Source organism: Ensifer sp. Root558 (assembly GCF_001427045.1).
Classification (GTDB): domain Bacteria; phylum Pseudomonadota; class Alphaproteobacteria; order Rhizobiales; family Rhizobiaceae; genus Ensifer; species Ensifer adhaerens.
Genome location: NZ_LMGC01000016.1, coordinates 24,353 through 47,111, shown reverse-complemented (window position 1 = coordinate 47,111; position 22,759 = coordinate 24,353). Strand labels below are relative to the sequence as shown.

Annotated in this window: 26 protein-coding genes; 18 read left to right on the top strand and 8 right to left on the bottom strand. The window is 60.7% G+C overall.

Features of this window, described 5'->3' with window-relative positions; all coding sequences use genetic code 11:
* Positions 1 to 24: 24 nt before the first annotated feature.
* On the bottom strand, positions 25 to 393 hold the full coding sequence (locus ASD63_RS18500) for a hypothetical protein (protein ID WP_060529683.1): 369 nt from the start codon (positions 391 to 393) through the stop codon (positions 25 to 27).
* Between the two features lie 93 nt (positions 394 to 486).
* Between ASD63_RS18500 and ASD63_RS36230 the strand changes: the two genes are divergently transcribed.
* The 15 genes from ASD63_RS36230 (at position 487) to ASD63_RS18430 (ending at position 11,497) form a co-directional block, all read left to right on the top strand.
* On the top strand, positions 487 to 1,008 hold the full coding sequence (locus ASD63_RS36230) for a hypothetical protein (RefSeq protein WP_082572927.1): 522 nt from the start codon (positions 487 to 489) through the stop codon (positions 1,006 to 1,008).
* 2 nt (positions 1,009 to 1,010) lie between these two features.
* On the top strand, positions 1,011 to 1,682 hold the full coding sequence (locus ASD63_RS18495; protein ID WP_060529682.1) for a lytic transglycosylase domain-containing protein: 672 nt from the start codon (positions 1,011 to 1,013) through the stop codon (positions 1,680 to 1,682).
* The gene (locus tag ASD63_RS18490) at positions 1,679 to 1,978 is read left to right on the top strand and encodes a TrbC/VirB2 family protein (RefSeq protein WP_060529681.1); all 300 of its coding nucleotides are present in this window, start codon (positions 1,679 to 1,681) and stop codon (positions 1,976 to 1,978) included. The genes ASD63_RS18495 and ASD63_RS18490 overlap by 4 nt, the downstream gene beginning before the upstream one ends.
* Before the next feature lie 4 nt (positions 1,979 to 1,982).
* Entirely contained in the window at positions 1,983 to 2,324 is a 342-nt protein-coding gene (locus ASD63_RS18485; RefSeq protein WP_060529680.1) for a type IV secretion system protein VirB3, read from the top strand.
* Entirely contained in the window at positions 2,317 to 4,683 is a 2,367-nt protein-coding gene (locus ASD63_RS18480; RefSeq protein ID WP_060529679.1) for a VirB4 family type IV secretion system protein, read from the top strand. Before ASD63_RS18485 ends, ASD63_RS18480 begins: the two co-directional genes overlap by 8 nt.
* Positions 4,683 to 5,381 (top strand): P-type DNA transfer protein VirB5, encoded by a 699-nt coding sequence (gene virB5 / locus ASD63_RS18475; RefSeq protein WP_060529678.1) that lies wholly within the window; start codon positions 4,683 to 4,685, stop codon positions 5,379 to 5,381. Before ASD63_RS18480 ends, virB5 begins: the two co-directional genes overlap by 1 nt.
* Entirely contained in the window at positions 5,378 to 5,608 is a 231-nt protein-coding gene (locus tag ASD63_RS18470; RefSeq protein WP_060529677.1) for an EexN family lipoprotein, read from the top strand. The genes virB5 and ASD63_RS18470 overlap by 4 nt, the downstream gene beginning before the upstream one ends.
* Before the next feature lie 3 nt (positions 5,609 to 5,611).
* Entirely contained in the window at positions 5,612 to 6,547 is a 936-nt protein-coding gene (locus ASD63_RS18465) for a type IV secretion system protein (RefSeq protein ID WP_060529676.1), read from the top strand.
* A gap of 36 nt (positions 6,548 to 6,583) precedes the next feature.
* Positions 6,584 to 6,859 (top strand): hypothetical protein, encoded by a 276-nt coding sequence (locus ASD63_RS36225; protein WP_060529675.1) that lies wholly within the window; start codon positions 6,584 to 6,586, stop codon positions 6,857 to 6,859.
* A 4-nt stretch (positions 6,860 to 6,863) separates the two neighbouring features.
* Complete coding sequence (locus tag ASD63_RS18455) at positions 6,864 to 7,535, top strand: virB8 family protein (RefSeq protein WP_060529674.1); 672 nt, start codon at positions 6,864 to 6,866, stop codon at positions 7,533 to 7,535.
* Entirely contained in the window at positions 7,535 to 8,389 is an 855-nt protein-coding gene (gene virB9 / locus ASD63_RS18450) for a P-type conjugative transfer protein VirB9 (RefSeq protein WP_060529673.1), read from the top strand. The genes ASD63_RS18455 and virB9 overlap by 1 nt, the downstream gene beginning before the upstream one ends.
* A gap of 9 nt (positions 8,390 to 8,398) precedes the next feature.
* Complete coding sequence (virB10, locus tag ASD63_RS18445; protein ID WP_060529672.1) at positions 8,399 to 9,571, top strand: type IV secretion system protein VirB10; 1,173 nt, start codon at positions 8,399 to 8,401, stop codon at positions 9,569 to 9,571.
* Between the two features lie 10 nt (positions 9,572 to 9,581).
* The gene (gene virB11 / locus ASD63_RS18440; protein ID WP_060529701.1) at positions 9,582 to 10,574 is read left to right on the top strand and encodes a P-type DNA transfer ATPase VirB11; all 993 of its coding nucleotides are present in this window, start codon (positions 9,582 to 9,584) and stop codon (positions 10,572 to 10,574) included.
* A 99-nt stretch (positions 10,575 to 10,673) separates the two neighbouring features.
* On the top strand, positions 10,674 to 10,949 hold the full coding sequence (locus ASD63_RS18435) for a hypothetical protein (RefSeq protein ID WP_060529671.1): 276 nt from the start codon (positions 10,674 to 10,676) through the stop codon (positions 10,947 to 10,949).
* 101 nt (positions 10,950 to 11,050) lie between these two features.
* The gene (locus tag ASD63_RS18430; protein ID WP_060529669.1) at positions 11,051 to 11,497 is read left to right on the top strand and encodes a universal stress protein; all 447 of its coding nucleotides are present in this window, start codon (positions 11,051 to 11,053) and stop codon (positions 11,495 to 11,497) included.
* 929 nt (positions 11,498 to 12,426) lie between these two features.
* Here ASD63_RS18430 and ASD63_RS18420 read toward each other — a convergent pair.
* From ASD63_RS18420 to ASD63_RS18410, 3 genes are read right to left on the bottom strand one after another with little or no spacing between them, the layout of a single operon-like run.
* Positions 12,427 to 13,944: a tripartite tricarboxylate transporter permease gene (locus ASD63_RS18420; RefSeq protein WP_060529666.1), complete on the bottom strand. Its 1,518-nt coding sequence runs from the start codon at positions 13,942 to 13,944 to the stop codon at positions 12,427 to 12,429.
* Positions 13,945 to 13,958: 14 nt separating this feature from the next.
* Positions 13,959 to 14,450: a tripartite tricarboxylate transporter TctB family protein gene (locus ASD63_RS18415; protein WP_034800575.1), complete on the bottom strand. Its 492-nt coding sequence runs from the start codon at positions 14,448 to 14,450 to the stop codon at positions 13,959 to 13,961.
* A complete protein-coding gene (locus ASD63_RS18410) occupies positions 14,447 to 15,391 on the bottom strand; it encodes a tripartite tricarboxylate transporter substrate binding protein (protein ID WP_060529664.1) in 945 nt (314 codons plus the stop codon). Before ASD63_RS18410 ends, ASD63_RS18415 begins: the two co-directional genes overlap by 4 nt.
* 460 nt (positions 15,392 to 15,851) lie before the next feature.
* Here ASD63_RS18410 and ASD63_RS18405 point away from each other — a divergent pair, with 460 nt between their 5' ends.
* The gene (locus ASD63_RS18405; protein ID WP_060529662.1) at positions 15,852 to 16,301 is read left to right on the top strand and encodes a DUF1801 domain-containing protein; all 450 of its coding nucleotides are present in this window, start codon (positions 15,852 to 15,854) and stop codon (positions 16,299 to 16,301) included.
* Positions 16,302 to 16,361: 60 nt separating this feature from the next.
* Here the strand turns inward: ASD63_RS18405 and ASD63_RS18400 are convergent, their stop codons facing one another.
* Complete coding sequence (locus ASD63_RS18400) at positions 16,362 to 17,429, bottom strand: ABC transporter substrate-binding protein (protein ID WP_060529660.1); 1,068 nt, start codon at positions 17,427 to 17,429, stop codon at positions 16,362 to 16,364.
* Between the two features lie 77 nt (positions 17,430 to 17,506).
* Between ASD63_RS18400 and ASD63_RS18395 the strand changes: the two genes are divergently transcribed.
* Both ASD63_RS18395 and ASD63_RS18390 read left to right on the top strand, forming a co-directional pair.
* The gene (locus ASD63_RS18395) at positions 17,507 to 18,184 is read left to right on the top strand and encodes a response regulator transcription factor (RefSeq protein ID WP_034800583.1); all 678 of its coding nucleotides are present in this window, start codon (positions 17,507 to 17,509) and stop codon (positions 18,182 to 18,184) included.
* A complete protein-coding gene (locus ASD63_RS18390) occupies positions 18,181 to 19,560 on the top strand; it encodes a sensor histidine kinase (protein ID WP_060529659.1) in 1,380 nt (459 codons plus the stop codon). The genes ASD63_RS18395 and ASD63_RS18390 overlap by 4 nt, the downstream gene beginning before the upstream one ends.
* Positions 19,561 to 19,678: 118 nt before the next feature.
* Here the strand turns inward: ASD63_RS18390 and ASD63_RS36655 are convergent, their stop codons facing one another.
* From ASD63_RS36655 to ASD63_RS18375, 3 genes are all read right to left on the bottom strand, one after another.
* Entirely contained in the window at positions 19,679 to 19,801 is a 123-nt protein-coding gene (locus tag ASD63_RS36655) for a hypothetical protein (RefSeq protein ID WP_255381084.1), read from the bottom strand.
* 213 nt (positions 19,802 to 20,014) lie between these two features.
* Complete coding sequence (locus ASD63_RS18380; RefSeq protein ID WP_034800589.1) at positions 20,015 to 21,040, bottom strand: ABC transporter permease; 1,026 nt, start codon at positions 21,038 to 21,040, stop codon at positions 20,015 to 20,017.
* Positions 21,041 to 21,071: 31 nt separating this feature from the next.
* Positions 21,072 to 22,613, bottom strand: a complete 1,542-nt coding sequence (locus ASD63_RS18375; RefSeq protein WP_060529658.1) for a sugar ABC transporter ATP-binding protein — start codon at positions 22,611 to 22,613, stop codon at positions 21,072 to 21,074.
* Positions 22,614 to 22,759: the final 146 nt, after the last annotated feature.

Here is a 22,759-nt window from a genome sequence, read left to right as displayed (position 1 = left end):
GTCGTTAGTGTCGTAAAAGAATCACTAAGTTCCAGGTTTTTGCTGCTCGGGACTTAACCTCAGGCGATCGAAAACGTCCGGGCAGAACTCAAACTGCCTCGCAGTTCCTCGTCCCATCGAGTTCTTCACAATCGTTTCGGTCAATATGCCCCGCTCAATGAGAGGATCGATTGATTCCGCCACAGCATTGCGCGTCAAACCGGTAATTTGGCTTATATTCGAGAGCGTTAGCTTTTCATGGTTTTGATGCATCATATAGAGCACCGTCATCATTCCGACCTGCTTCAAACGCGATTGCGGCGTCTCTCCCTCAACCGGTTTGTCGAAAACTTCCTGCAGTGCGTAAGCCGAAAACAGCTGGCTCTGCCAATGGGCATTAAGTGCGCTTGTCATTTTTTATACTGTCAGATATATGATTGTAAAAAGCGTCGCGAGATTGCGCCGCTGTTAGGATTGCGCACAATCGCGTTAGTGAAGGTGGTGGCCATGAACAAGTCTCTTACACGGGCATTTGTCACTGCAGCCAGTTTAGCGCCATTCTATCTTGTTTTCGAGAGTAAAGCGCAGGCGGGCGAATGGGGGTGCCAGGTTATCCTGTGCCTTTCCAATCCGAGCGGTCCGACGCAATACGCGGAATGCCGGGCGCCAATCCACAGGCTCTGGCGCGCGCTTGCAAGAGGGCGCTCCTTTCCCACTTGCGGCAGCGTTGGGTTTCAGGCCTCGCGTCCTCGATACGACCCCTATTATTGCAATGACGGTTATCGCCTGACAACGCGGTATGGAGACCATGGGCTCGAAGCCAGTTGTATCTCGGCCACGCCACAGACCGTCTCGAACGCTGAATGCTACTCCAACGATGATCGGATGAACTCATCGGCAGCGTGGCGGCGGAGAGACGGCCGTACACAGTGTCAGCGCTATGTGACGACTCGACCAAACATCCGCCCCCAACCCCATTACATCGACGTGATCATCGACGGGGTTGGCAAGCAACGAGTGTGGTACTGAGCATGCCTGTTGCTTTCCTCGATTTGGCGCAAACGTGCGCACCCACAATTGCAAGCGAGACGCTCGCCGCCATCGTCAGCCTTGAAAGCCGGTTCGAACCTTTCGCCATCCGGGTCAACAGCGGCGCGACACTCTCGGTGCAGCCCACAACCAAGGTCAAGGCGATCGCAATCGCCACGTCATTGGCAGCCGAGCGGCACGACATACAGCTCGGCCTCGGCGGCATCGGCATGGAAGAACTCCGCCAGCTCAATCTTTCGATTTCAGATGCCTTCGACCCATGCCGCAACCTTCGGGCCACGGCGACCATTCTCGATGGGTACTACCGGCTGGCGGTGAAAGCGGGCGCGGACCCGAGCCGGGCCGAACAGGTGATGCTGCACTCCTACTACGGACGAAACGATCCATCTGTCGGGGCGATGGTCAGGTACGATGAGCAGGTCCGCCAGGAAGAAAGCCGGCTCGCCAGCACCATCACCACGCTCATGATCGAAGATGATGGACGGGAGAGGGAGCTCAACGAAGCGCCTCTTGTCGAGGCGATCGGCGATGCACGCAAGGACGAGGCCCTTGCCGATCAAACGGCGTCGGTGCCGTCCTGGGACGTTTTCAGATCGAGACGGAGGTCCTCCGTCCTCGTGTTTCAGAACAGTCATATGGAGGAGAGTGAATGACTTTCAGCGCCCGTATCCACCCGATCGCCGCATCCGCCGTAATGGCAATGGCCATCCTGGCATCCATGGTCGAACCTGCCTTCGCGCAGGCGGCCGGCATCGAGACCGTGCTGCAGAACATCGTCGAAATGCTGACAGGCAACATCGCCAAGCTTCTGGCCGTCATCGCGATCATCGTGATCTGCATAGCCTGGATGTTCGGCTACATGGATCTGAGGCGCGCAGGGTTCTGGATCATCGGCATTGGCGGCATCTTCGGCGCTACCGAACTCGTGAACACCATCGTCGGAAGCTGACGCCATGGCGAGTTTTCGGCCAATCCTTGAGGAAGACACGCTGTTCATCGCTTGCACCCGGCCGGCGATGATCGCTGGCGTGACGATGGAAGCCATGGGCATGAACATCATGCTGACGACCATTCTTTACATCGTCGCCGGCTCGATCGCCTACTTGGCTGTTGGCGTCGTCTTTCACCTCATTTTCCGCGCGCTCGTCAAACACGACCACAACATGTTCCGCATCTTGCTGGCTTGGGTGGACACACGCGGCCGGTCGCGCAACAGCGCCTTTTGGGGCGGAGCGACGCTTAGTCCCCTGAAGCTCGCCCGGAAATACGACGAAAGGGACCTCGGATTTGCCTAGCCTGACCACACTCAGATCTCGCGAACTCGGTCCGGAGACCTTCATCCCCTATGTCCGCCATGTCGACGTGTCGACGATCGCGCTCGATTCCCGGGCGCTGATGGTAATGATCGCGCTTGAAGGCGTCTCTTTCGAGACCGCGGATGTTCTCGACCTGAATGCTCTGCATCGGGACCTCAACACGCTCTATCGGAACATCGCCGACGAGCGGCTTGCCTTGTGGACTCATCTCATCCGCCGTCGCGACAACAGCTATCCGGAAGGCACGTTCACTACACCTTTCTCGGCGGCGCTCAATGATAAGTATCGCGCGCGCATGGTTGGGGAGGACCTGTTTCGCAACGACCTCTATCTGACGATCCTGTGGTCTCCGGCCCGCGATCCGTCCGACAAGGCGGCAAGGCTGCTGGCGCGCTTGCGTCGGGCACGTCAGGCCGGGGCCGAACTCGACGAGGAAGCCCTCAAGCAGCTCCGCGACAAGGTCATCGATGTCACAGCGGCGTTGAAACGCTTCGAACCGCGCGTGCTGTGCCTCTACGAACGTGACGGCCTGTTGTTCTCGGAGCCGAGCGAAGTGCTGCATCAGTTCGTCGGCGGCCGTCGGGAGCCGGTCCCGCTGACGGAGGGGCGTATCGCCTCGGCGATCTACTCGGATCGTGTCATTGTCGGCCGCGAGACAGTCGAGATCCGGCACGAGGCCGAAAGCCGCTTTGCCGGCATGCTGAGTTTTAAGGAATATCCGGCCAGAACTCGGACCGGCATGCTCGACGGTGTGCTCACTAGTCCCTTCGAACTGATCCTGACGCAATCCTTCTCCTTCGTCTCGAAGGCGGACGCCCGCGTGATCATGGGCCGCAAGCAAAACCAGATGGTCAGCAGTGGGGACAAGGCGGCCTCACAGATCGAGGAACTTGATGGGGCGATGGACGATCTGGAGTCCAATCGGTTCGTGCTAGGCGAGCACCACCTGTCGCTTTCCGTCTTTGCCCCATCGGTGAAGGAATTGACCGACAATCTCGCCAAGGCGCGCGCCAGCCTGACCGGTGGAGCCGCCGTCGTCGCGCGCGAGGATCTCGGCCTCGAGGCGGCCTGGTGGGCGCAACTACCAGGAAACTTCCGCTATCGCGCCCGGTCCGGCGCGATCACGTCGCGCAACTTCGCGGCGCTCGCACCATTCCACTCCTACCCGATCGGTCGGAAGCACGGCAATGAATGGGGACCTGCCGTCGCTCTTCTCAAGACGGCGTCGGGGTCACCGTACTACTTCAATTTCCATTATGGCGATCTCGGCAACACTTTCGTGTGCGGACCGTCCGGTGCCGGCAAGACCGTGCTTTTGAACTTCATGCTGTCGCAGCTGGAGAAACATGACCCGCATGTTGTGTTTTTCGATAAGGACAGGGGATCTGATCTCTACGTGCGCGCCGCCGGCGGCACCTATCTGCCGCTGAAGAATGGTGCCCCGACCGGGTGCGCTCCCCTGAAGGCACTGGAACCGACGCCGGACAACAAGGTGTTTCTCACGCGCTGGGTCGGCAGGCTTGTCGGCTCGGCAACACGGGAACTGACGGTGGCCGAACTCCGCGACATCGCCTCCGCGATCGACGGCCTTGCCGACTTGCCGGTGGAGCGCCGGACGATCGGCGCGCTCAGGACCTTCCTCAACAACGCCGATCCCGAAGGCATTGCCGCGCGGCTGCGGCGGTGGGAGAGAGGGGGGCCGCTCGGTTGGGTGTTCGATAACATCATTGAGGACATCGGCTTTGACGGCAAATTCGTCGGCTATGACATGACCGATTTCCTCGACAACGAGGAAATCCGCACGCCGCTGATGGCCTATCTCTTTCATCGGGTCGAGCAACTGATCGATGGCAGGCGCATCATCATCGTTATCGATGAGTTCTGGAAGGCGCTCCAGGATGAAGGGTTTCGCGATCTCGCACAGAACAAGCTCAAGACGATCCGCAAGCAGAACGGGCTTATGCTCTTTGCTACGCAGAGCCCGCGCGATGCGATCGTATCGCCGATCGCTCATACGATCATCGAGCAATGCCCGACGCAGATCTTCCTACCGAACTCCCGCAGTAACCACGCCGACTATGTCGACGGCTTCAAGCTCACCGAGCGGGAGTATGAACTCATTGCACGCGAGCTCTCCGTCGAGAGCCGCCGATTCATATTGAAGCAAGGACACAATAGCGTTGTCGCCGAACTGAACCTCAGCGGTTTCGACGACGAACTTACCATCCTCTCCGGCCGCACCGCGAATGTCGAACTCGCCGATGCCATCCGCACAGAAGTCGGCGACCGGCTCGCGGATTGGCTTCCGATTTTTCAGCAAAGAAGGAGATTGAGCTAATGGCTTTCTATCGAATTCACGGCGCGGCAATAGCCGCGGCGCTCATTCTCTGCGCCGGCACGGCAGCCGGGCAGGGAATCCCGGTGATCGACCGAACCGCGATCGCCAAGCACCTCGAGAGTATCGCCCAACTGAAAGCTCAGCTTGATGCGCTCAACCAGCAGATAGAGCAGGCGCAGCAGCTTTACGGCTCGCTCAACAAGATCACCGACATGGCGGATGTTGCCGGCGTCTTGAACGATCCTGCCGTTCGCAAGGCGCTGCCTGGGGACTTTAACGTCATCGAGGGACTGTTCAAGGGAAGCGCAACGGGCGTGTTCGGCGATACGGCCACAAAATTCCTTGAGGGTAATTCGACCTATCGGACCAGCGCAGAGGACTTCTACGCGCGGGAGCTTTCCCGCATTCAGAACAAGAATGCCGGGCAGATGAGCCTAGCGCAGCATATCTACGATGCCGCGGCCAAGCGCGTCGATGGCATTGACCAACTGCGCGAGAAGATTTCGACAGCGGCTGACGCCAAGGACATAGCCGACCTTCAGGCGCGACTTCAGGCGGAAACAGCTTTCCTCCAGGCCGATGTACTGCGCATGGAGGCCCTCCGAATGGTCCAGCAGGCACAGGCACAGGTCGACGAGCAGCGCGAGGTGGAGGACTGGCGCCGACGCATGGATGCAATGAAAGCTGCACTGCAATGAAGGGCCATATCGTTCTTCTCGCTGTCCTATTGGTCAGTTGCTCCGAGCGAGCCGAACGGACCTACACTGTCGACGAACTCATCGCCGACGAGGCTCTGCTGGCCGAAATCATGGCGGCGTGTGGCACCAACCCCGGTGAATTAGGAAATACCCCGAATTGTCAAAACGCAACGGCTGCAGATTTCAAGGCTAGCTTTCGACGCATGCGAAAAGCGCTTGGAGGCTGAGGCATGTATCAGGTCTTCGCCTTCGTCGACGAGCAGTTCAAGGCTCCGCTGGAGACCTTTATCTCCGACGGAACCTCGAACGTCTCCGAGTGGATCTCGGGCCCCCTGACGGCAGCGGTCACGCTCTACGTCGTGCTTTACGGCTATCTCGTGCTCCGCGGCTCGGTCCAGGAACCCATCCTCGACTTCGCATTTCGGACGATCAAGCTAGCCATCATCGCGACGCTGGTGACGGACGCCGACGAATACCAGACCTACGTCACCGACATTTTCTTCGACGTGTTGCCGCGTGAGATATCGCAGGCACTGAACACCGGCGCGGCGCCGAGCGCTACAACGTTCGACAGTCTGCTCGACAAGGGACAGGATTCAGCCATCGATATCTGGTCCCGTGCCACTTGGTCGTCGAGTATTGTGATGGGTATCGGTGGCGCAATGGTGATCGGCGCGAGCTTCACAGTAGCGGCGATCGGCTACGTTGTATCGCTTTATGCCCGGCTGGCGCTCGCCATCGTGCTCGCCATCGGTCCGATCTTCGTGGCCCTGGCAATGTTTCAGGCGACGCGGCGCTTCACCGAGGCGTGGCTGGGACAGCTTGCAAACTTCGTGATCCTCCAGGTGCTCGTCGTCGCCGTCGGCTCACTGCTGATCACCTGCATCGATACGACCTTCACGGCAATTCAAGGATATACCGACGTGCTGATGCGTCCCACCGCGCTCTGCGCCATCTGCCTCGCTGCCCTCTATGTCTTCTATCAGCTTCCGAACATCGCTTCGGCGCTTGCCGCCGGCGGCGCGTCGTTGACCTACGGCTACGGCGCTGCACGCGACGCCCACGAAAGCACGCTCGCCTGGGCGGCGTCCCATACCGCCCGTGCGGCCGGACGCGGTGTCCGGGCCATTGGTCGAACCTTCAGCTCGAAAGGCTCGGGCTCGTGACGCTTTTCGCACGAACAAGAAAAAGGCTCTTCAGGAATGATCAGAACATTTCCGCTGCTCTGCATGGCGGCTGCCTTAAGCGGCTGCGCATCGCTGACCTATCCGCTCCCAAATTGCGATGGCTATTCGCGCCGCCCCCTCAATCGCCCGATGTGGCAGTGGGAAGACAATAGCAACGTCAAACAGAAACAGTCCTATGCGGGACCGGCGACCTCTCAGTCCGTCGCCACCGCGTATGTCGAAGAGGGTAGGGATTCTTTCGCCTTTGCCCAGTTCGACGTCGACGCCTCCTATCGTCCATGCGGGGGCTGACGCGATGGTCTCCGGCGACGAACTCAAGACATACTTTGACAAGGCGCGGCGCTTCGACCAGGAACGCATGATCCAGGTCGAGCGCTCTTCACGCGTTGCCTGGTCCATTGCCGTCGCGGCAAGCATTCTCGCCGGCGCTTCGATCCTTGCCGTTGCCGGCCTCACGCCGTTGAAATCGGTCGAGCCGTTTGTCGTGCGGGTCGACAATTCGACAGGCATCGTTGATGTCGTCTCGGCGCTGACGTCGACGCCCGGCACCTATGACGAGGCCGTGACGAAATACTTCGCCGCGAAATACGTCCGCGCTCGCGAAGGCTACGTCTGGAGCGAGGCAGAGGAGAACTTCCGCTCAGTCGCGCTTCTCTCGACGCAGCCGGAGCAGGCTCGGTTCTCGGCCCTCTATCGCGGCAGCAATCCGGCGTCGCCGCAGAACACCTATGGGCGCGGCGCCACCGCACGCATCAGCATCGCATCGATCTCGCTGATAAATTCGCATGTCGTCTCCGTCCGCTACATGCGCACCATCACCCGCGGGGAAGAAGTCCGGACAACCCATTGGGTTGCGACGCTGACGTTCTCCTATGCAAACGCGCCGATGTCGTCGACGGATCGGCTGGTGAATCCGCTCGGTTTTGCCGTCAGTGAATACCGAGCCGATCCGGAGGCCATCAACTGATGCGGACTATTTTCATTGTTACTCTCCTCCTTACGGCGTCCGCCTCAACGGTATTTGCACTCGAAATTCCGCGCGGCGCAGCGCAGGACAGTCGTGTCCGCTTTGTCGATTACCAGCCCTACAACATCACTCGCATCATCGGCTCATTGCGTTCTTCGGTCCAGGTGGAGTTCGCGGCCGACGAGGAGATCGCCCATGTTGCGCTCGGCAACAGTGTAGCCTGGGAGGTCGCACCGGCAGGAAACATCCTGTTTCTCAAACCGCGGGAAAATCAGCCGGTCACCAATCTCTCTGTCGTCTCCACTCGGCGCGACGGCTCGACCCGAAGCTACCAAATGGAACTGATGGTGCGGGACGGAAAAGTGGAGGTGGGTCATAACACCTACTTCTACGTCAAGTACCGCTACCCGGCCGATGAAGCGCAGCGGCGCCGCCAAGCTGCGGCGGCGCGAGAGATCGCTGCTCAGTCGAAGGAGGCCGACAATGTCCTGGCCATTCATGAGGGCTATGGTGCTCGGAATTGGCGTTATTCGGCGCAGGGCTCCCAGGCGCTGGAGCCGCACTCGGTCTACGACAATGGCAAGGTTACGACATTTGCCTTCGTCGGCAATCAGGAAATACCCGCGATCTACATCGAGAACTCAGACGGTAGTGAAAGCCTGGTGCCGAAATCCGTCGACGGCAACCTTGTCCTGGCCCACGCGATTGGCCGGAAGTTCATCCTGCGGAGGGGACGGGACGTGCTCTGCGTCTTCAACGAGGCCTATGACCGCGTCGGTATCAACCCGGACACCAACACGACCTCGCCGTCGGTCGAGCGGGTCGTTCGGACTGAAGCCGGCGCGGCGCAATAGGAGACAGTCATGCTTGAGGAAGATGAAAACCGGATACCGGGGGAGCGCGGCGAAACGGTTCCCGGGGGGAGGATCGACAGCAATCCTGTCTTGAAGCGCGGCGCGGTTGCGCTGGCTGTTGTTACCTTTGTCGCTTTCGCCCTGTGGTCGATGAGCGGCGAGCACACTCCGACGGACAGAACCAGACCCGAGCGGGTTGTCATCCGGCAAACGGCGAATTTCGAGCCGGTCAAGGAGAAGATGGAGCCGGTCCAAGCCGTGCCGGAAGTGAAGCTGCCGACCCCGCTCGCCGCAGAGGAAGTGGAGGACGAAGATCCGCTGCTTGACTCGGCGCGCCGGTCGCCGGTCATCGCCTTCAGCGGTGGACAGAAGAACACAACGTCGCACCATGAGACCGCGGATCCGGCGGTGCCCGCGGACAGCCATTTCGTGCCGCTTGATGGAAGCATGGTGGGTCAGAACTCCGCCAACGCCGACGAACAGCGGTTCAACGGGCTGCTACGGCCGACCAGGCTTGAAGGCTCGCGCGCCGGCACGCTCGGCAATCGTAACTTCGTAGTTGCAATGGGATCGTCAATTCCGTGCGTATTGGAAACTGCCATGGCATCCGATCAGCCCGGCTTCACCAGCTGCGTAATCAACCGGGATGTTCTATCGGACAATGGTCGGGTTGTGCTAATGGAGAAAGGCACGCAAGTTGTTGGCGAATATCGGGGCGGCCTCCAGCGAGGACAGAAGCGTCTCTTCGTGCTCTGGAACCGCGCGAAAACCCCGAACGGCGTCATCGTCACCTTGGCCTCGCCGGCAACGGATGCGCTTGGCCGGGCGGGCGTGAATGGCTACGTCGACACTCACTGGTGGGAGCGGTTCGGGAGTGCGCTTCTCCTGTCCATCGTCGGCGATGCCACGAGCTACGCCAACAGTCGCCTGCGTAACAGTGACGTCGACGCTGAGAACACCACAAACGCAGGCCAGCAGGCGGCAGCCATCGCTGTCGAGCAATCGATCAACATTCCGCCAACGCTCAATAAGAACCAAGGCGAGCTTGTCTCGATCTTCGTCGCACGTGATCTCGACTTTTCCGGTGTTTACGGATTGCGCGTGATCGGGCCGAAAAACAAACTCCTTGACCGCGCGGTGCTGGGAGATGTCCGCCCGCGGTCGACGCGCGTGACGAAGTAGGGTGCGGGCGATGACCGAAGGTCCTGATGCGACGGTCGTTCGTGAACTGCTGTCTCCGTTAATGCCGTACCTTGACGACCCCTCGCTCTACGAAGTGATCGTCAATAGGCCAGGGCAGGTGCTGACAGAAGGCTCTGGTGGATGGCGGACCCATAATCTGCCGGGACTATCCTTTGAAAAGCTGATGCGTCTTGCCAGGGCCGTGGCTAGTCTTTCCCATCAATCCATCGATGAAACGCGGCCGATCCTGTCGGCAACACTGCCGGGGAATGAGCGAATCCAGATCGTCATCCCGCCTGCGACCACTCGGAACACGGTCAGCATCACCATCCGAAAGCCCTCGTCGGTCGCATTAAGTCTTGGCGACCTTGAGAAGGGTGGCTTGTTCACTGACATGGCGCCCGGCAGTCACATGGCCGGTGCGACGGACCGGAAACTCATCGATCTGCATCAGACGGGCGCGTGGGCCGAGTTCCTTCGCCAGGCGGTGCTGGCCCGGAAGAATATCGTCATCTCAGGAGCGACGGGGTCGGGGAAAACAACGCTCTCCAAGGCACTCATTCGTCATATTCCGGATGATGAGCGGGTCATCTCTATCGAAGACACGCCGGAACTCGTGATTCATCAGCCGAACCACGCGCGGTTATTCTATTCCAAGGGAGGTCAGGGGCTCGCCAAAGTCGGCGTGAAGGAGCTCCTGGAATCCTGTCTGCGCATGCGGCCCGATCGTATCCTACTGCAGGAACTGCGCGATGGGACGGCTTTCTATTACATCCGCAACGTGAACTCTGGGCATCCCGGCTCAATCACAACGGTGCACGCTGACTCCGCGAAACTGGCGTTTGAACAGTTGACCCTTCTGGTAAAGGAATCGGAAGGCGGACAATACCTGCAGCGCACCGACATTCGCGAACTCTTGAAAATCGCCATTGACGTCATCGTACAATGCAAGCGCATCGATGGGCAGTTTCGCGTAACGGAAGTCTATTTCAGGGCCCATTGACGAATAGATGTTTAGGAACGGTGCTGGAGCGACGACCTATTTCGTTAGGTCGTCATGTCGCACATTACCACACCACACGCTGCGCGGGATAAACATCTAATGCTGGCCAGTGATTTAAGGAACGTGCTTGAGGAGCTCTATAACGCGGGCGCCTATCGGGTGCCGGGAGATGAAATCTACTGGCCACCGGAACTGCACCCGGCGGTCTTTCGCGCCCTGAACATGCAATACATCACGCGAAGAGAGGTAGATGGCGGTCGCGTTGAATTCTCGCTGACACAAGCTGGCTACCAGGCGATCAATGCCGAGGTGCCTTGGTCCGTCATCCTGCGGCGGCGACTGCGACATTTTTTCCGCTTCGACAAAGGTCGCTAAGTATTCGCCTCCCTGCTGAAATCCGGAACGTTGATCGGGATCAAAGGAATAGGCCGCTCCAGGCATTAAGCTTCCTCTGGAGCTTGGAAGAGGAGGATCCCATGTTTCGCAATATTCTCATACCCACCGACGGCTCGCCCTTAGCAACAATCGCTGTCGATGCAGGCATAACCTTTGCAAAGGACGTCGGCGCACGAGTGAACATCCTTGCCGTTACCGAACCATTCCATCTCTATTCGGTCGATCCCGAGCAGTTGTCGAGCACGCGCACCGAATACGAGGCGCTGGCCAGCAAACATGCCGCGGAAATGCTCGCGGCTTTAGCGCGCAAGGCTGCGGCGGAAGGCGTGGAGTGCCAGACGGAGCAGGTCCGCAGCCACGAGGTCTACCGCGCAATCTGCGACCAGGCGATATACAAAGATGCCGATCTCATCATCATGGCGTCCCATGGTCGCAGTGGCGTCGGAAGCCTGATGCTCGGCAGCGTAGCTGCCAAGGTGCTGGCTCACTCCACGATACCGGTATTGATCTATCGCGCGAAGAAGTGAGGCGACGTCGCGCGACGCCTCGTTGATGTCCTACATACGCCGCCAACGCGTTGACGGCGTTCGACGAACCCCGACGAGGAGGGACGCGCTTTTCCATAATAGCAACGGCCCGGTGGTCTCTCGACCCCCGAGCCGTTCTTCATCATCCTTGGAAGGATAAGGCGCCCTCGTGGGCGCTGGAATTTGTTAGCCGTCGCTTGCCTTCGGGCGGCGGTGACCTTCGACAGCGGCGGCGGCAGCGCTAGCAGCGCCGAGAACTGCGAATGCACGACCGATGAAACCCTTGTGATAGGTTGTGGTAGTCATCTTCTTGCTCGCTTTCGTTTTCTCTTCGATGAAATAAAGATGAGGTCTGGTCGGTCTTTTTGCAATGCACAATGAAGCACCCCAGCCATGCAACGGAAGCACGCTGCTTCAACTTGGGACGAGTGGGCGTCGGACCGTCTGCCCTCTTGAGCCGGGTCTATGAAGTGGCGGGGGCTGAAGATGCCGGCTGCCGGAAAATACAACGGCTCGGTGGTCTCTCGACCCCGAGCCGTTCTATCCTTGGGAGGATAAGGCGCCCCTCGGGGCGCTGGAATATGTTAGCCGCGGCGCGTGTCCGGGAAGTTTCGCTTGCCTTCGGGCGGCGGTGACCTTCGACAGCGGCGGCGGCAGCGCTAGCAGCGCCGAGAACTGCGAATGCACGACCGATGAAACCCTTGTGATAAGTTGTGGTAGCCATCTTCTTGCTCGCTTTCGTTTTCTCTTTGATGAGCAAAAGATGGGGTCTGGCCAGTCTTATTGCAATGCACAATCGGGCAGGCCAGCCATGCAAAGGAAGCAGGCCCGGTCGGTTTTCAAACCTGACGGACCTGCGGATAGGCCTTGGGAGGAGGCGCTATGTCGACCGGGTCCGAAAGGGGTTCCGGACCCGATTGTTTTGGGGCTTAGTCTTCGTTGGCGGCGAGCTGCGCAAGGACTTCGCCGCGGCCGCGGGCGCGAAGGATGAGCGGTACGATCAGCGCTGCAGTTGCGATGATCAGGAGGCCTGCGGCAATCGGCGAGGTGAACAGGACCGAGTAGTCCCCTTGGCTGATCGCGAGCGCGCGGCGCAGCTGCTGTTCGGCGAGCGGGCCCAGGATCAGGCCGACGACGACAGGCGCGATCGGATATCCAAAGATGCGCATCGCGTAACCGAGCAGGCCGAAGGCGAGCAACATGCCGAGCTCGTAGACCGACGGGTTGGCCCCGATCGTGCCGAGCGTGGCAAACAGCAGGATGCCGGCATAGAGCCAAGGCTTCGGAACTGTCAGCAGCTTCACCCAAAGACCGATGAGCGGCAGGTTCAGAACCAGCAACATGAAGTTGGCGATCAGAAGGCTGGCGATCAGGCCCCAGACGAGCTGCGGATTGGTCGCAAACAGCAGCGGTCCGGGCTGGAGGCCATACTGCTGGAAGCCGGCAAGCATGATCGCCGCGGTTGCCGTGGTCGGCAGGCCAAGCGTCAGGAGCGGCACGAGCGTGCCAGCGGCCGAGGCGTTGTTGGCCGCTTCCGGACCGGCGACGCCTTCGATCGCGCCATTGCCGAATTCTTCCGGATGCTTCGTCAGACGCTTTTCGGTGGCGTAGGACAGGAAGGTGCCGATCTCAGCGCCGCCAGCCGGCATGGCGCCGATCGGGAAGCCGATGAGGGTACCGCGCAGCCACGCCTTCCAGGAGCGTGCCCAGTCGGCCGCATTCATCCATACAGAGCCACGGACGGCCTCGACCTTGTCGGGCCCCTTGTCGCCCTGTGCAGCGATGTAGAGCGTCTCGCCGATGGCGAACATGGCAACGGCGAGCGTCGTGACTTCGATGCCGTCAAGCAATTCGGGAACGCCAAAGGAAAGACGTGCCTGGCCGGTCAGTTGGTCGATGCCGATGACTGAAAGCGCCAGGCCGACAAACAGCGATGTCAGACCGCGAAGGGTGCTGTCGCCGAAGGCGGAGGAAACGGTGACAAAGGCGAGAACCATCAGCGCGAAATATTCGCGCGGACCGAAAACCAGGGCCAGCTTGACGATGTAAGGCGCGATGAAGGCAAGAGCAAGCGTGGCGATCAGGCCGGCGACGAAGGAGCCGATCGCGGCCGTTGCCAGTGCGGGCCCGCCGCGACCCGCCCTCGCCATCTTGTTGCCTTCGAGCGCAGTCACGATCGAGGCGCTTTCACCGGGCGTGTTCAACAGGATCGACGTGGTCGAGCCGCCATACATGCCGCCGTAATAGATGCCGGCAAACATGATCAGCGAGCCGCCGGGATCGAGACGGTAGGTGACCGGCAGCAGGAGCGCCACGGTCAGTGCCGGGCCGATGCCGGGCAGGACGCCGACCGCCGTGCCGAGCGTTACGCCGATCAGCGCGTAGAGCAGGTTCATTGGCTGCGCAGCAACCAGCAATCCCTGCATCAGGAATTCAAAAGTAGCCATGGTCGTCGGCCCTCTTAGAAGAACAGGCGTTCAAGCGGCCCCGCGGGCAGCGACAGGAGCAGCAGCTTGGCGAAGATCACCCACACGACAAAGCAGATCGCAATGCCGACGGGGAGCGAGAACCAAAGCTTGCGCTTGCCGAAACCGCGTGCGGTCAACGCGAACAGAATGCCGGTGGCGATCGAGAAGCCTGCAATGTTCAACAGCAGCATCTGGGCGGCAAGACCACCGACGATCCAGATAACCGGAGCGACTTCCTGGTGCTCACGCTCTGGAAAATCGCCGCGAAACGCTTCGATCGCGGTCCAGATCGCAAGGCCGAAAAGACAGCAGGCGATCGCATAGGGGACCGTCGTCGGCCCGACCTGGGAGTAGCCGGCAGCGCCCGTCAGGCGCGACACATCCCAGAAAATGAGTCCAGCGATAGCGGCGAGAACCACCGCGATGAAAAGCGCCGCCCGATCCGGGCGACGCGTTGCAGTTGAAGGGTGATGCCCCTTGATCATTTCACCAGTCCAATGTCCTTGAGAACGCCCTCGGTCGCCGCAACGTCCTTGTCGAGCTGGGCTTTGAACGCATCGCCGGCGAGATAGCTGTCCTGCCAGCCCTTGGTCTTCAGGACTTCCTGCCAGCCAGCGGACTTCGCGAGCTTCTCGATATCGGCCGAAACGGCGGCCTTCTGCTCGTCCGAGAGGCCAGGAGCGGCTGCGACCATGCGCCAGTTCTCGACGACGACGTCAACGCCCAATTCTTTCAGCGTTGGAGCATCGACGCCGGCAATGCGCTCGGCGCTGGAGACGGCGAGCAGGCGGAGCGTGCCGGCCTTGACCTGCGATTCGAACTCGCCGTAGCCCGAGATACCTGCGGTAACCTGGCTGCCGAGGATAGCAGCAAGCGCTTCACCGCCGCCGGAATAGGCGATGTAGTTGATTTTGGTCGGATCGACGCCGGCCGCCTTGGCGATCAGGCCAACGGCTATGTGGTCGGTACCGCCGGCCGAGCCGCCAGCCCAGGACACGGCGCCCGGATCCTTCTTCAGGGCTTCGACGAGGTCGCCCATGGTCTTGATGTCGGACGAGGCCGGAACGACGACCGCTTCGTATTCGCCGGTGAGACGCGCGATCGGCGTGACGTCCTTAAGAGTGACCGGGGACTTGTTGGTGAGGATTGCACCGACCATGACGTAGCCGCCGACGATCAGGGCGTTCGGGTTGCCCTTCTGCTGGCTTGCGAACTGGGCGAGACCGATGGTGCCGCCGGCGCCCGGCACGTTCTGAACCTGAACGTTGCCGGAGATGCCTTCCTGCTGCATGACCGTCTGCAGCGAACGCGCCGTCTGGTCCCAGCCGCCGCCCGGGTTTGCAGGTGCAATGATCGTGTAATCAGCGGCAACAGCCGGGAGCGACATCGCACCGGCGAGAATCGTTGCGAGGAAAATATGTTTCAAGGTCAGTCCTCCGTGAGGCGCGTTTTCACCGCGCACGTTGTTGCTGTGTGCGAACGGGAAGACGGCGACGGGCTCTTTCGACCCTTATCGCTTGACCGGATTGGTGGCTTCCTCCCAGTACGCAACCGGCGGCCCGCCTCCACGGGTGCCAGTGACCTTAAGGCACCATAGAAAGCTGACATTTAGCTGACATCAAGCCCCGAATGCGAAAATCCTGTCGCACGGTTTACGGAATTTTAGGTTCTCGCATGCGCTGACAGGCGATGTTGCCGGTTCCCGGCGTTCAAATTGAGCCAGGTCCCGACTGGATTTCGCGACGGGACCACGAATCGTTGCTCGGATATTGCCGCCAGTCGGCCCGAGCCTAGGTATGAGGAGCAACGCCGACAAAGGCGAAGACGGTTTGCACCGGCCCCGCCTGAAGGCGAGCTCCGGCAAGGATGATGGGAGAGTAAATACGATGGCAAAAGCGACGACCAAGGCGAAAAACGACGATGCGGCAGAAGCCGCCGCTTCTGCCTCCGGGCAGATTGACGCGAGGATCGCGGAACTTGGCGACTGGCGCGGTGCGACGCTTGCGAAGATACGCAAGATGATCAAGGAAGCGGATCCTGACGTCGTCGAGGAATGGAAATGGCGAGGCGTCCCGGTCTGGGAGCATGCCGGCATCATCTGTACCGGCGAGACCTATAAAGCGGTTGTGAAAATGACTTTCGCCAAGGGGGCAGCACTCGACGATCCGGCAGGTCTTTTCAATTCCAGCCTTGACGGCAATGTCCGGCGCGCCATCGATATCCACGAGGGCGAGGCGATCGACGAAGAGGCGTTGAAGGCGTTGGTGCTTGCTGCGGTCGAACTGAACCTTTCCGCGCAGGCCCTACGGTCCGGGCGTACGCGGAACAAGGCTTAAGCCTGAAGCTGGCGGGATTTGCGATCGGACCGGGAGCGCCGCGCTTCCGGTCCGTCGTCTTCAATGGAGCCTCAGAACCTCGTTCCATTTGGCAATCAGCCGTGAGCGCTTTACCTGATCGAGATAGACCATCAGTCCCGGGCTTACCGGGACGGGGCGCAACTGGCCGCCAAGCATCTCCTGCATGGTGTTGGCGGTATTTTCACCCGCGACCTCTGGGCTGACGGCCGGGATTTGCAACTCCCGGGCCATAATCGTCTGGCCTTCCTTCGACATGAAGAATTCAAGGTAGCGCCGGCCGAGGTCGGGGGAGGCGGCAGCTTGCGGGACGAGGCCGATGCGCGACATCACCACGGTATAATCCTTCGGCAGAACGATGCCGACATCCGGATGCCGTGCCGCCCAGTCCGCCGCATAGGATCCGAGGATGTTGTAGCCGAGCACGAAGCGGCCGTCGGCGACACGCTCGAGGATTGCTTCGCTCGTCGAGTAGAGTTTGACGCCGGCCGCCCCCATCGCCTGGATGACATCCCAGATATCGCCGAACTGTTCCTGGTCGCGCGACATGAAGAGGAAGCCGACGCCGGACCGCTCGATGTCATAGGTTCCGATCCTGCCGAAGACGGCCGCGCCCTGGCGCTTCAGGTAATCGACGAATTCCGCGCGCGTCGACGGCGGTTTCTCCTTGGTGAAGCTCGGCTTGTGATAGACGAAGACGGCAGGCTCGAAGGTCAGCGCATAAGCCGTGTTGCGCCAGTTGGCCCAGGCGGGCCAGCGGTCGCTCATCGGCAGGTCGCTGCGCTGGGCGTAACCGTCGTTGCTGAGCTTGACTTGCAGGTCCATGGCGGAAGAAAAGGCGAAGTCCGCCGTATTCATTCCGGCGTCGGTCTCCTTGATGATGCGGTCGTAGATTTCTCCGGTTAGCATGTCCTCATAGCGCACGGCAACGTCCGGATTGGCCCGCTGGAAACCGATGATCATCGGCTTTGCGAGCGGCTCGTCGAGTGATGAATAGACGACCAGCGTGCGCACGTCCGCTTTGCCGGAAAGGGCCGGGAATATGATAGGGGCCGCAAGGAGCAGCTGAGGACAAAGAGCAAAAAAAAGAAAAGAAATCAAGAACCGCATGAATCCACAATGCCTCAGTGTCGTACCGTTCACAAGCAAGGCGTCGGCGGATAAGGTGGTCGGGGGAGTGATGATAATTGCGTATCTTGCTTGTTGAGGACAACCAGGACCTGGCCGAGGGCCTGTCGGCGATCTTGCGCGGCAGTGGCTATGCCGTTGACGTCGTCAGTGACGGTGCGTCGGCGCATGCGGTGGCCGCCACCGAAACGTTCGATCTTGTCATTCTCGATCTCAATCTGCCGGAAATGGATGGCCTCGATGTGCTGAGGGCGATGCGTGCTCGCCAGAACCGCGCCGCGGTCTTGATCCTGACGGCAAGGGGCGCGCCCGAAGAGCGGATCAAGGGGCTCGACCTCGGCGCCGACGACTACATGATCAAACCTTTCGACGTCGGCGAGCTCGAAGCGCGCGTGCGCGTGCTCTTGCGCCGTCAGGCGGGCCTCAGGGCCTCGACCGTCAGTTACGGCAATGTGTCACTCGATCTCAACACCCGCAGCTTCTCGTCCGGCGGCGCGCCGATCGAGATCCCGGCGCGCGAGCTCGGACTTCTTGAGCTTCTGTTCATGCGTGCCGGCAAGGTGGTCGCCAAGGATGCGATCATGCAGTCGCTGACAGGGTTCGACGACGACTTGAGCTCCAACGCGATCGAGCAATATGTCAGCCGGCTGCGCAAGCGGCTCGCACCGCATGGGCTGACCGTGCGCACCGCCCGCGGCATCGGCTACTATCTCGACAAAGCGGCCGGGCCGGAATGAGGACGACGGTCTATTCCCTCCGCCGGCGGCTGCTTGGCTGGCTGTTGATCTCGACGGTAGTGATCGGGGTCATTGCACTGATGGATACCTATCGGGAGGCCGTGACGACCGCCAACGTCGTTTCCGATCGGGTGCTTGCCGGCTCGGCGCTGGCAATCGCCGAGCGCGTGGTCGTGGCGGAAGACGGGTCGCTCGAAGTCGACATCCCCTATGTCGCGCTGGAAATGCTGACGTCGGCCGCGCAGGACCGGGTGTTCTACCGGGTCGACGGCCCGCCCGGCCAGTTCATCACCGGCTACCAGACGCTGCCGTCGCTGGCGGAGGAGCCCGGCGCATCGACCACATTTGCGGATTCGATCTTCCGCGGCGAACCGATCCGCATTGCCGCCCTTCGCCGCTCCGCGTCAACCGGCATCAATTCCGTGCCCTTCGTGGTCACGGTTGCCGAAACGACAATTGCGCGCCGACATCTGGCGCAGACGATCCTGGTGCGGTCGGCGCTCCGCCTCGGCATGATGATAGCCGGTGCGGCGGTGATCGTCTGGATCGCGGTTACGTTTTCCTTGCGGCCGCTCTACCGATTGGGCGATGCGATTTCGGAGCGCAGTCCCGACGATCTGCATCCGATCGGCGAGAGGGTGCCGAACGAGGTTCAGGGCCTCGTCGATACCGTCAATTCCTTCATGGGGCGCTTGCAGTCGGCGCTTGATGCGCTTCGCAATTTTACCGGCAATGCCAGTCACCAGCTTCGCACGCCACTCGCCATCATCCGGACACAGCTCGCCTTGGCGCAGCGCGCCGGTTCTATAGAGGAGACGCATGGCGCGGTGAAAAAGGCCGACGAAGCGGTTGCCAGTGCCGAACGCATTCTGGGGCAGCTGCTGCTGATGGCGAAGATCGATGCTGCCGGCAAGGATGAGGCACGTTCGCTGGAGCGCATCGATTTGGTCGAACTGGTGCGGGAGATAACGGCAGAGCATGTGCCGGCGGCCGGCGACGCGGATATCGATCTCGGCTTTGACGGTGGTGGTGAGGCTTTCATCCGTGCCGAGCCGTTGCTCATCGGTGAACTGCTCAAGAACCTGATCGGCAACGCGCTGCTTTATGCCGGTCGCGGTGCAGAAGTGACGAGCCGTGTCTTTGCGCGGGACGGTTCGGTGTCGCTGGAGGTGGAGGATAACGGACCGGGCATTCGGCCGGAATTGCACGAGACGGTGCTCAGGCGTTTCGAGCGTGGCGGCAGTGACGCGCCCGGCTCAGGGCTCGGGCTGCCGATCGTCGAAGAGATTGCCGAGCTTTACGGCGCGACAACCAGCCTCAGTGAGGGGGCTGACGGCCGCGGCCTCAAGGTGACCATCCGCTTTCCAGAGGGCTAAGCACGAATAGGCTCAGCCCAGCGCCGCCAAATGCGGGCCGGTTGAGCGAAAGCCATCTGCGAGCGGTCGGGCGACACGCTCACGCGGCTGGGGCAATTCAGGTTTTTTGGGGTCTTGCTTAGCGGCCGCGGTGGCCGAAGAAGGAAGCTGTCTCGCGGGTCTGTACCCGCAGCATCGCGTTCCAAAGCTGAAGAACGAAACGCGGCTGAAACTGGCTCGCAAGCTTGCGCTGCGACAACATGGGAAGTCTCCAATAGTTTTGAACGCCTGTCTTATAGTGCATCGCCAAGGACTTTGCCAGAGCGCGTGCGCCGGGGCAGCCCTGCGCGCCAAGCATATGTGGAAAACGGCTTGAGCCTGGCGATATAGCCTTCTGAACAAAATAAAATGCCGGGATGACTTTCATCATCCCGGCCAGTTGGCTTCACTGGGAGGAGAGTATTGCTTTTGGGACTCAGGCCTTCTTGCGGTTCTTCTGTCGATAGACGTCGATCACGACAGCCGCGACGATGATCAGGCCCTTGACGATTTCCTGGTAGTAGGCGTCGACCCGAAGGAAGGTGAAGCCTGAGGTCATGACGCCAAGGATGATGGTGCCTATGACCGTGCCGGTGACCCGGCCGACGCCACCCGTCAGCGAGGTTCCGCCGATAACGGTCGCGGCGATCGCGTCGAGTTCGTACATGACGCCCATGCCGGCCTGTGCTGTCTGCGCACGGGCAGCCGTGACGACACCGGCGAGGCCCGCCAGCATGCCGGCGATGGCATAGACCTTGATCAAATGCGCCTCGACATTGATGCCGGAGACACGGGCTGCCTGCACATTGGCGCCGATCGCATAGGTGAACTTGCCGTAGCGAGTGTAGCGCAGCGCGATGTGGAAGATGAGCGCGACGACCAGGAAGACGATGACGGGCCAGATGCCGGTTCCGATGAAGTTGAACTGATCGGTGAGACCCGAGACCGGCTGGCCCTTGGTGTACCACTTGGAAATGCCGCGTGCCGAAACCATCATGCCGAGCGTGGCGATGAAGGGCGGGATCTTCGTGCGGGCAATCAGCTGGCCGTTGATAAAGCCGGCGAGTAGCCCGATGCCGATGCCAAGCCCGATCGGGACGATCGCCGGCATATCGGTCAAGGACGGATAGAGCGCGCGCGGCCAGGTGGAGGCCTGGGCGACGCTTGCCGAGATCATCGCCGTCATGCCGACGACGGAGCCGGAGGAAAGGTCGATGCCGCCCGTTATGATGACCTGGGTGACGCCGACGGCGATGATGCCAATCACGGACACTTGCAGGATCATGATCGTCAGGCGCTGCGGGTTCATGAGGAAGCTCTGGCCGACGAAAATCCAGCCGAGGATCTCATAGACCAGCGCGATGCCGATCAAGACCAGGAAGATGTTGAATTCAGGCGGCAAGCGGCGCCTTGTCCCTGAGAGCGGTGCGCTCGCTCCCTGTGCGGCGACATTGGTATCCATTTTCAGTCCTCCCTTTGGGGTCGTTTCCCGCTCAGCTCGCGGCGAGCTCCATGACCTTGATCTGGGTTGCTTCGGCCCTGTCGAGGAAGCCGGTGACGCGGCCCTCGTGCATGACCATGATGCGGTCGCTCATACCGAGCACTTCGGGCATCTCCGAAGAGATCATGATGACGGCGACGCCGTTGCGCGCGAGTTCGGTGACGAGACGGTGAATTTCCGCCTTGGCGCCGACATCAATGCCGCGTGTCGGCTCGTCGAGGATCAGGATGCGCGGGTTGGTGAGCAGCCAGCGGCCGATCAACACCTTCTGCTGGTTGCCGCCCGAGAGGTTCTCGATGCGCTCCTGCAGGTTCGGCGTCTTGACACGCAGCTTTCGGCTCATCTCTTCGCAGGCCGCAGTGACCTGTCTTTCGGTGACGAAGCCGCCCTTGACGAAGCGGTCCTGAAGCACGGCGATCTGCATGTTTTCGAGAATATCGAGGATCAGGAGACAGCCGGTGTCCTTGCGATCTTCCGTGAGAAACGCCATGCGGTTCCTGATCGCCGTGTTCGGACTGTCGATCGAAAGGGTCCTTCCGTCGATCGAAATCGTGCCGGAGCTTGCCGGGGTCACGCCGAAGAGGGTTTCAGCGACATTCGAGCGGCCGGAGCCGACGAGGCCGGCAAGCCCAAGGATTTCGCCGGCGCGGACGTCGAAGGAGACGTCGCGGAAGACGCCGTCAAGCGCCAGGTTCTTCACCGACAGCACGACGTCGCCGATCGGAACCTCCTCCTTCGGAAACATCTGGGTGATCTCGCGACCAACCATCATGCGGATGATGTCGTCGCGGGTAACGTCGCTTGAGGCGTGGGTGCCGATAAACTTGCCGTCGCGGAAAACCGAGAATTCGTCGGCGATCTCGAACAGCTCGTTCATCTTGTGGGTGATGTAGACGATGCCGATGCCCTGTTCGCGCAGATCCCGGATGATTTCGAAAAGGTGCGCGACCTCGCGCTCGGTCAGCGCAGACGTCGGCTCGTCCATGATCAACACGTCGGATTCGTAGGAGACCGCCTTGGCGATCTCGACCATCTGCCGGTTGGCCACCGACAAGTGACGCACTTCGATTTCAGGATCGATCTTGATTTTCAGGCGGTCGAAGAGACGCGCGGTTATGCGGTTCATTTCGCCGTGATCGACGAAGCCGAAGCGGTTCTTCGGTTCGCGGCGGATCCAGATATTCTCCGCCACGGTCATGAACGGCATCAGGTTCAGTTCCTGATGGATCATGGCGATGCCGTTTTCGAGCGCATCGAGCGGCGACTTCAGCCGGATTTCGACACCTTTAAGCTTCACGTCGCCCTTGTCGGGCGTGTAGATGCCGGCGAGGATCTTCATCAGCGTCGACTTGCCGGCGCCGTTTTCGCCCATCAGCGCATGGACCGTACCGCGCTTCAGCTTGAACTCGACATCGTCGAGCGCGACGACACCCGGGAATTCCTTGCGGATGCCTTCTGCAGAAAGAAGATATTCGGCTTTGGGTACCGCGCCGCTGGCGCGCACGGCTGCCATCGTTGTCGGACTGAGCGTCATGTTCCTTGCCTCCCCGTCGTTTCCGGCTGTCGCGGAAAGTCCTCGTCGCTGGCGGGTGACCAGCCCATTTTACCGCATGCGGCATCCATTGGACGCCGGCATTTGCTGACGGACCTGTATTTTAAAGGGGGAGCGCGGGTTTGCCC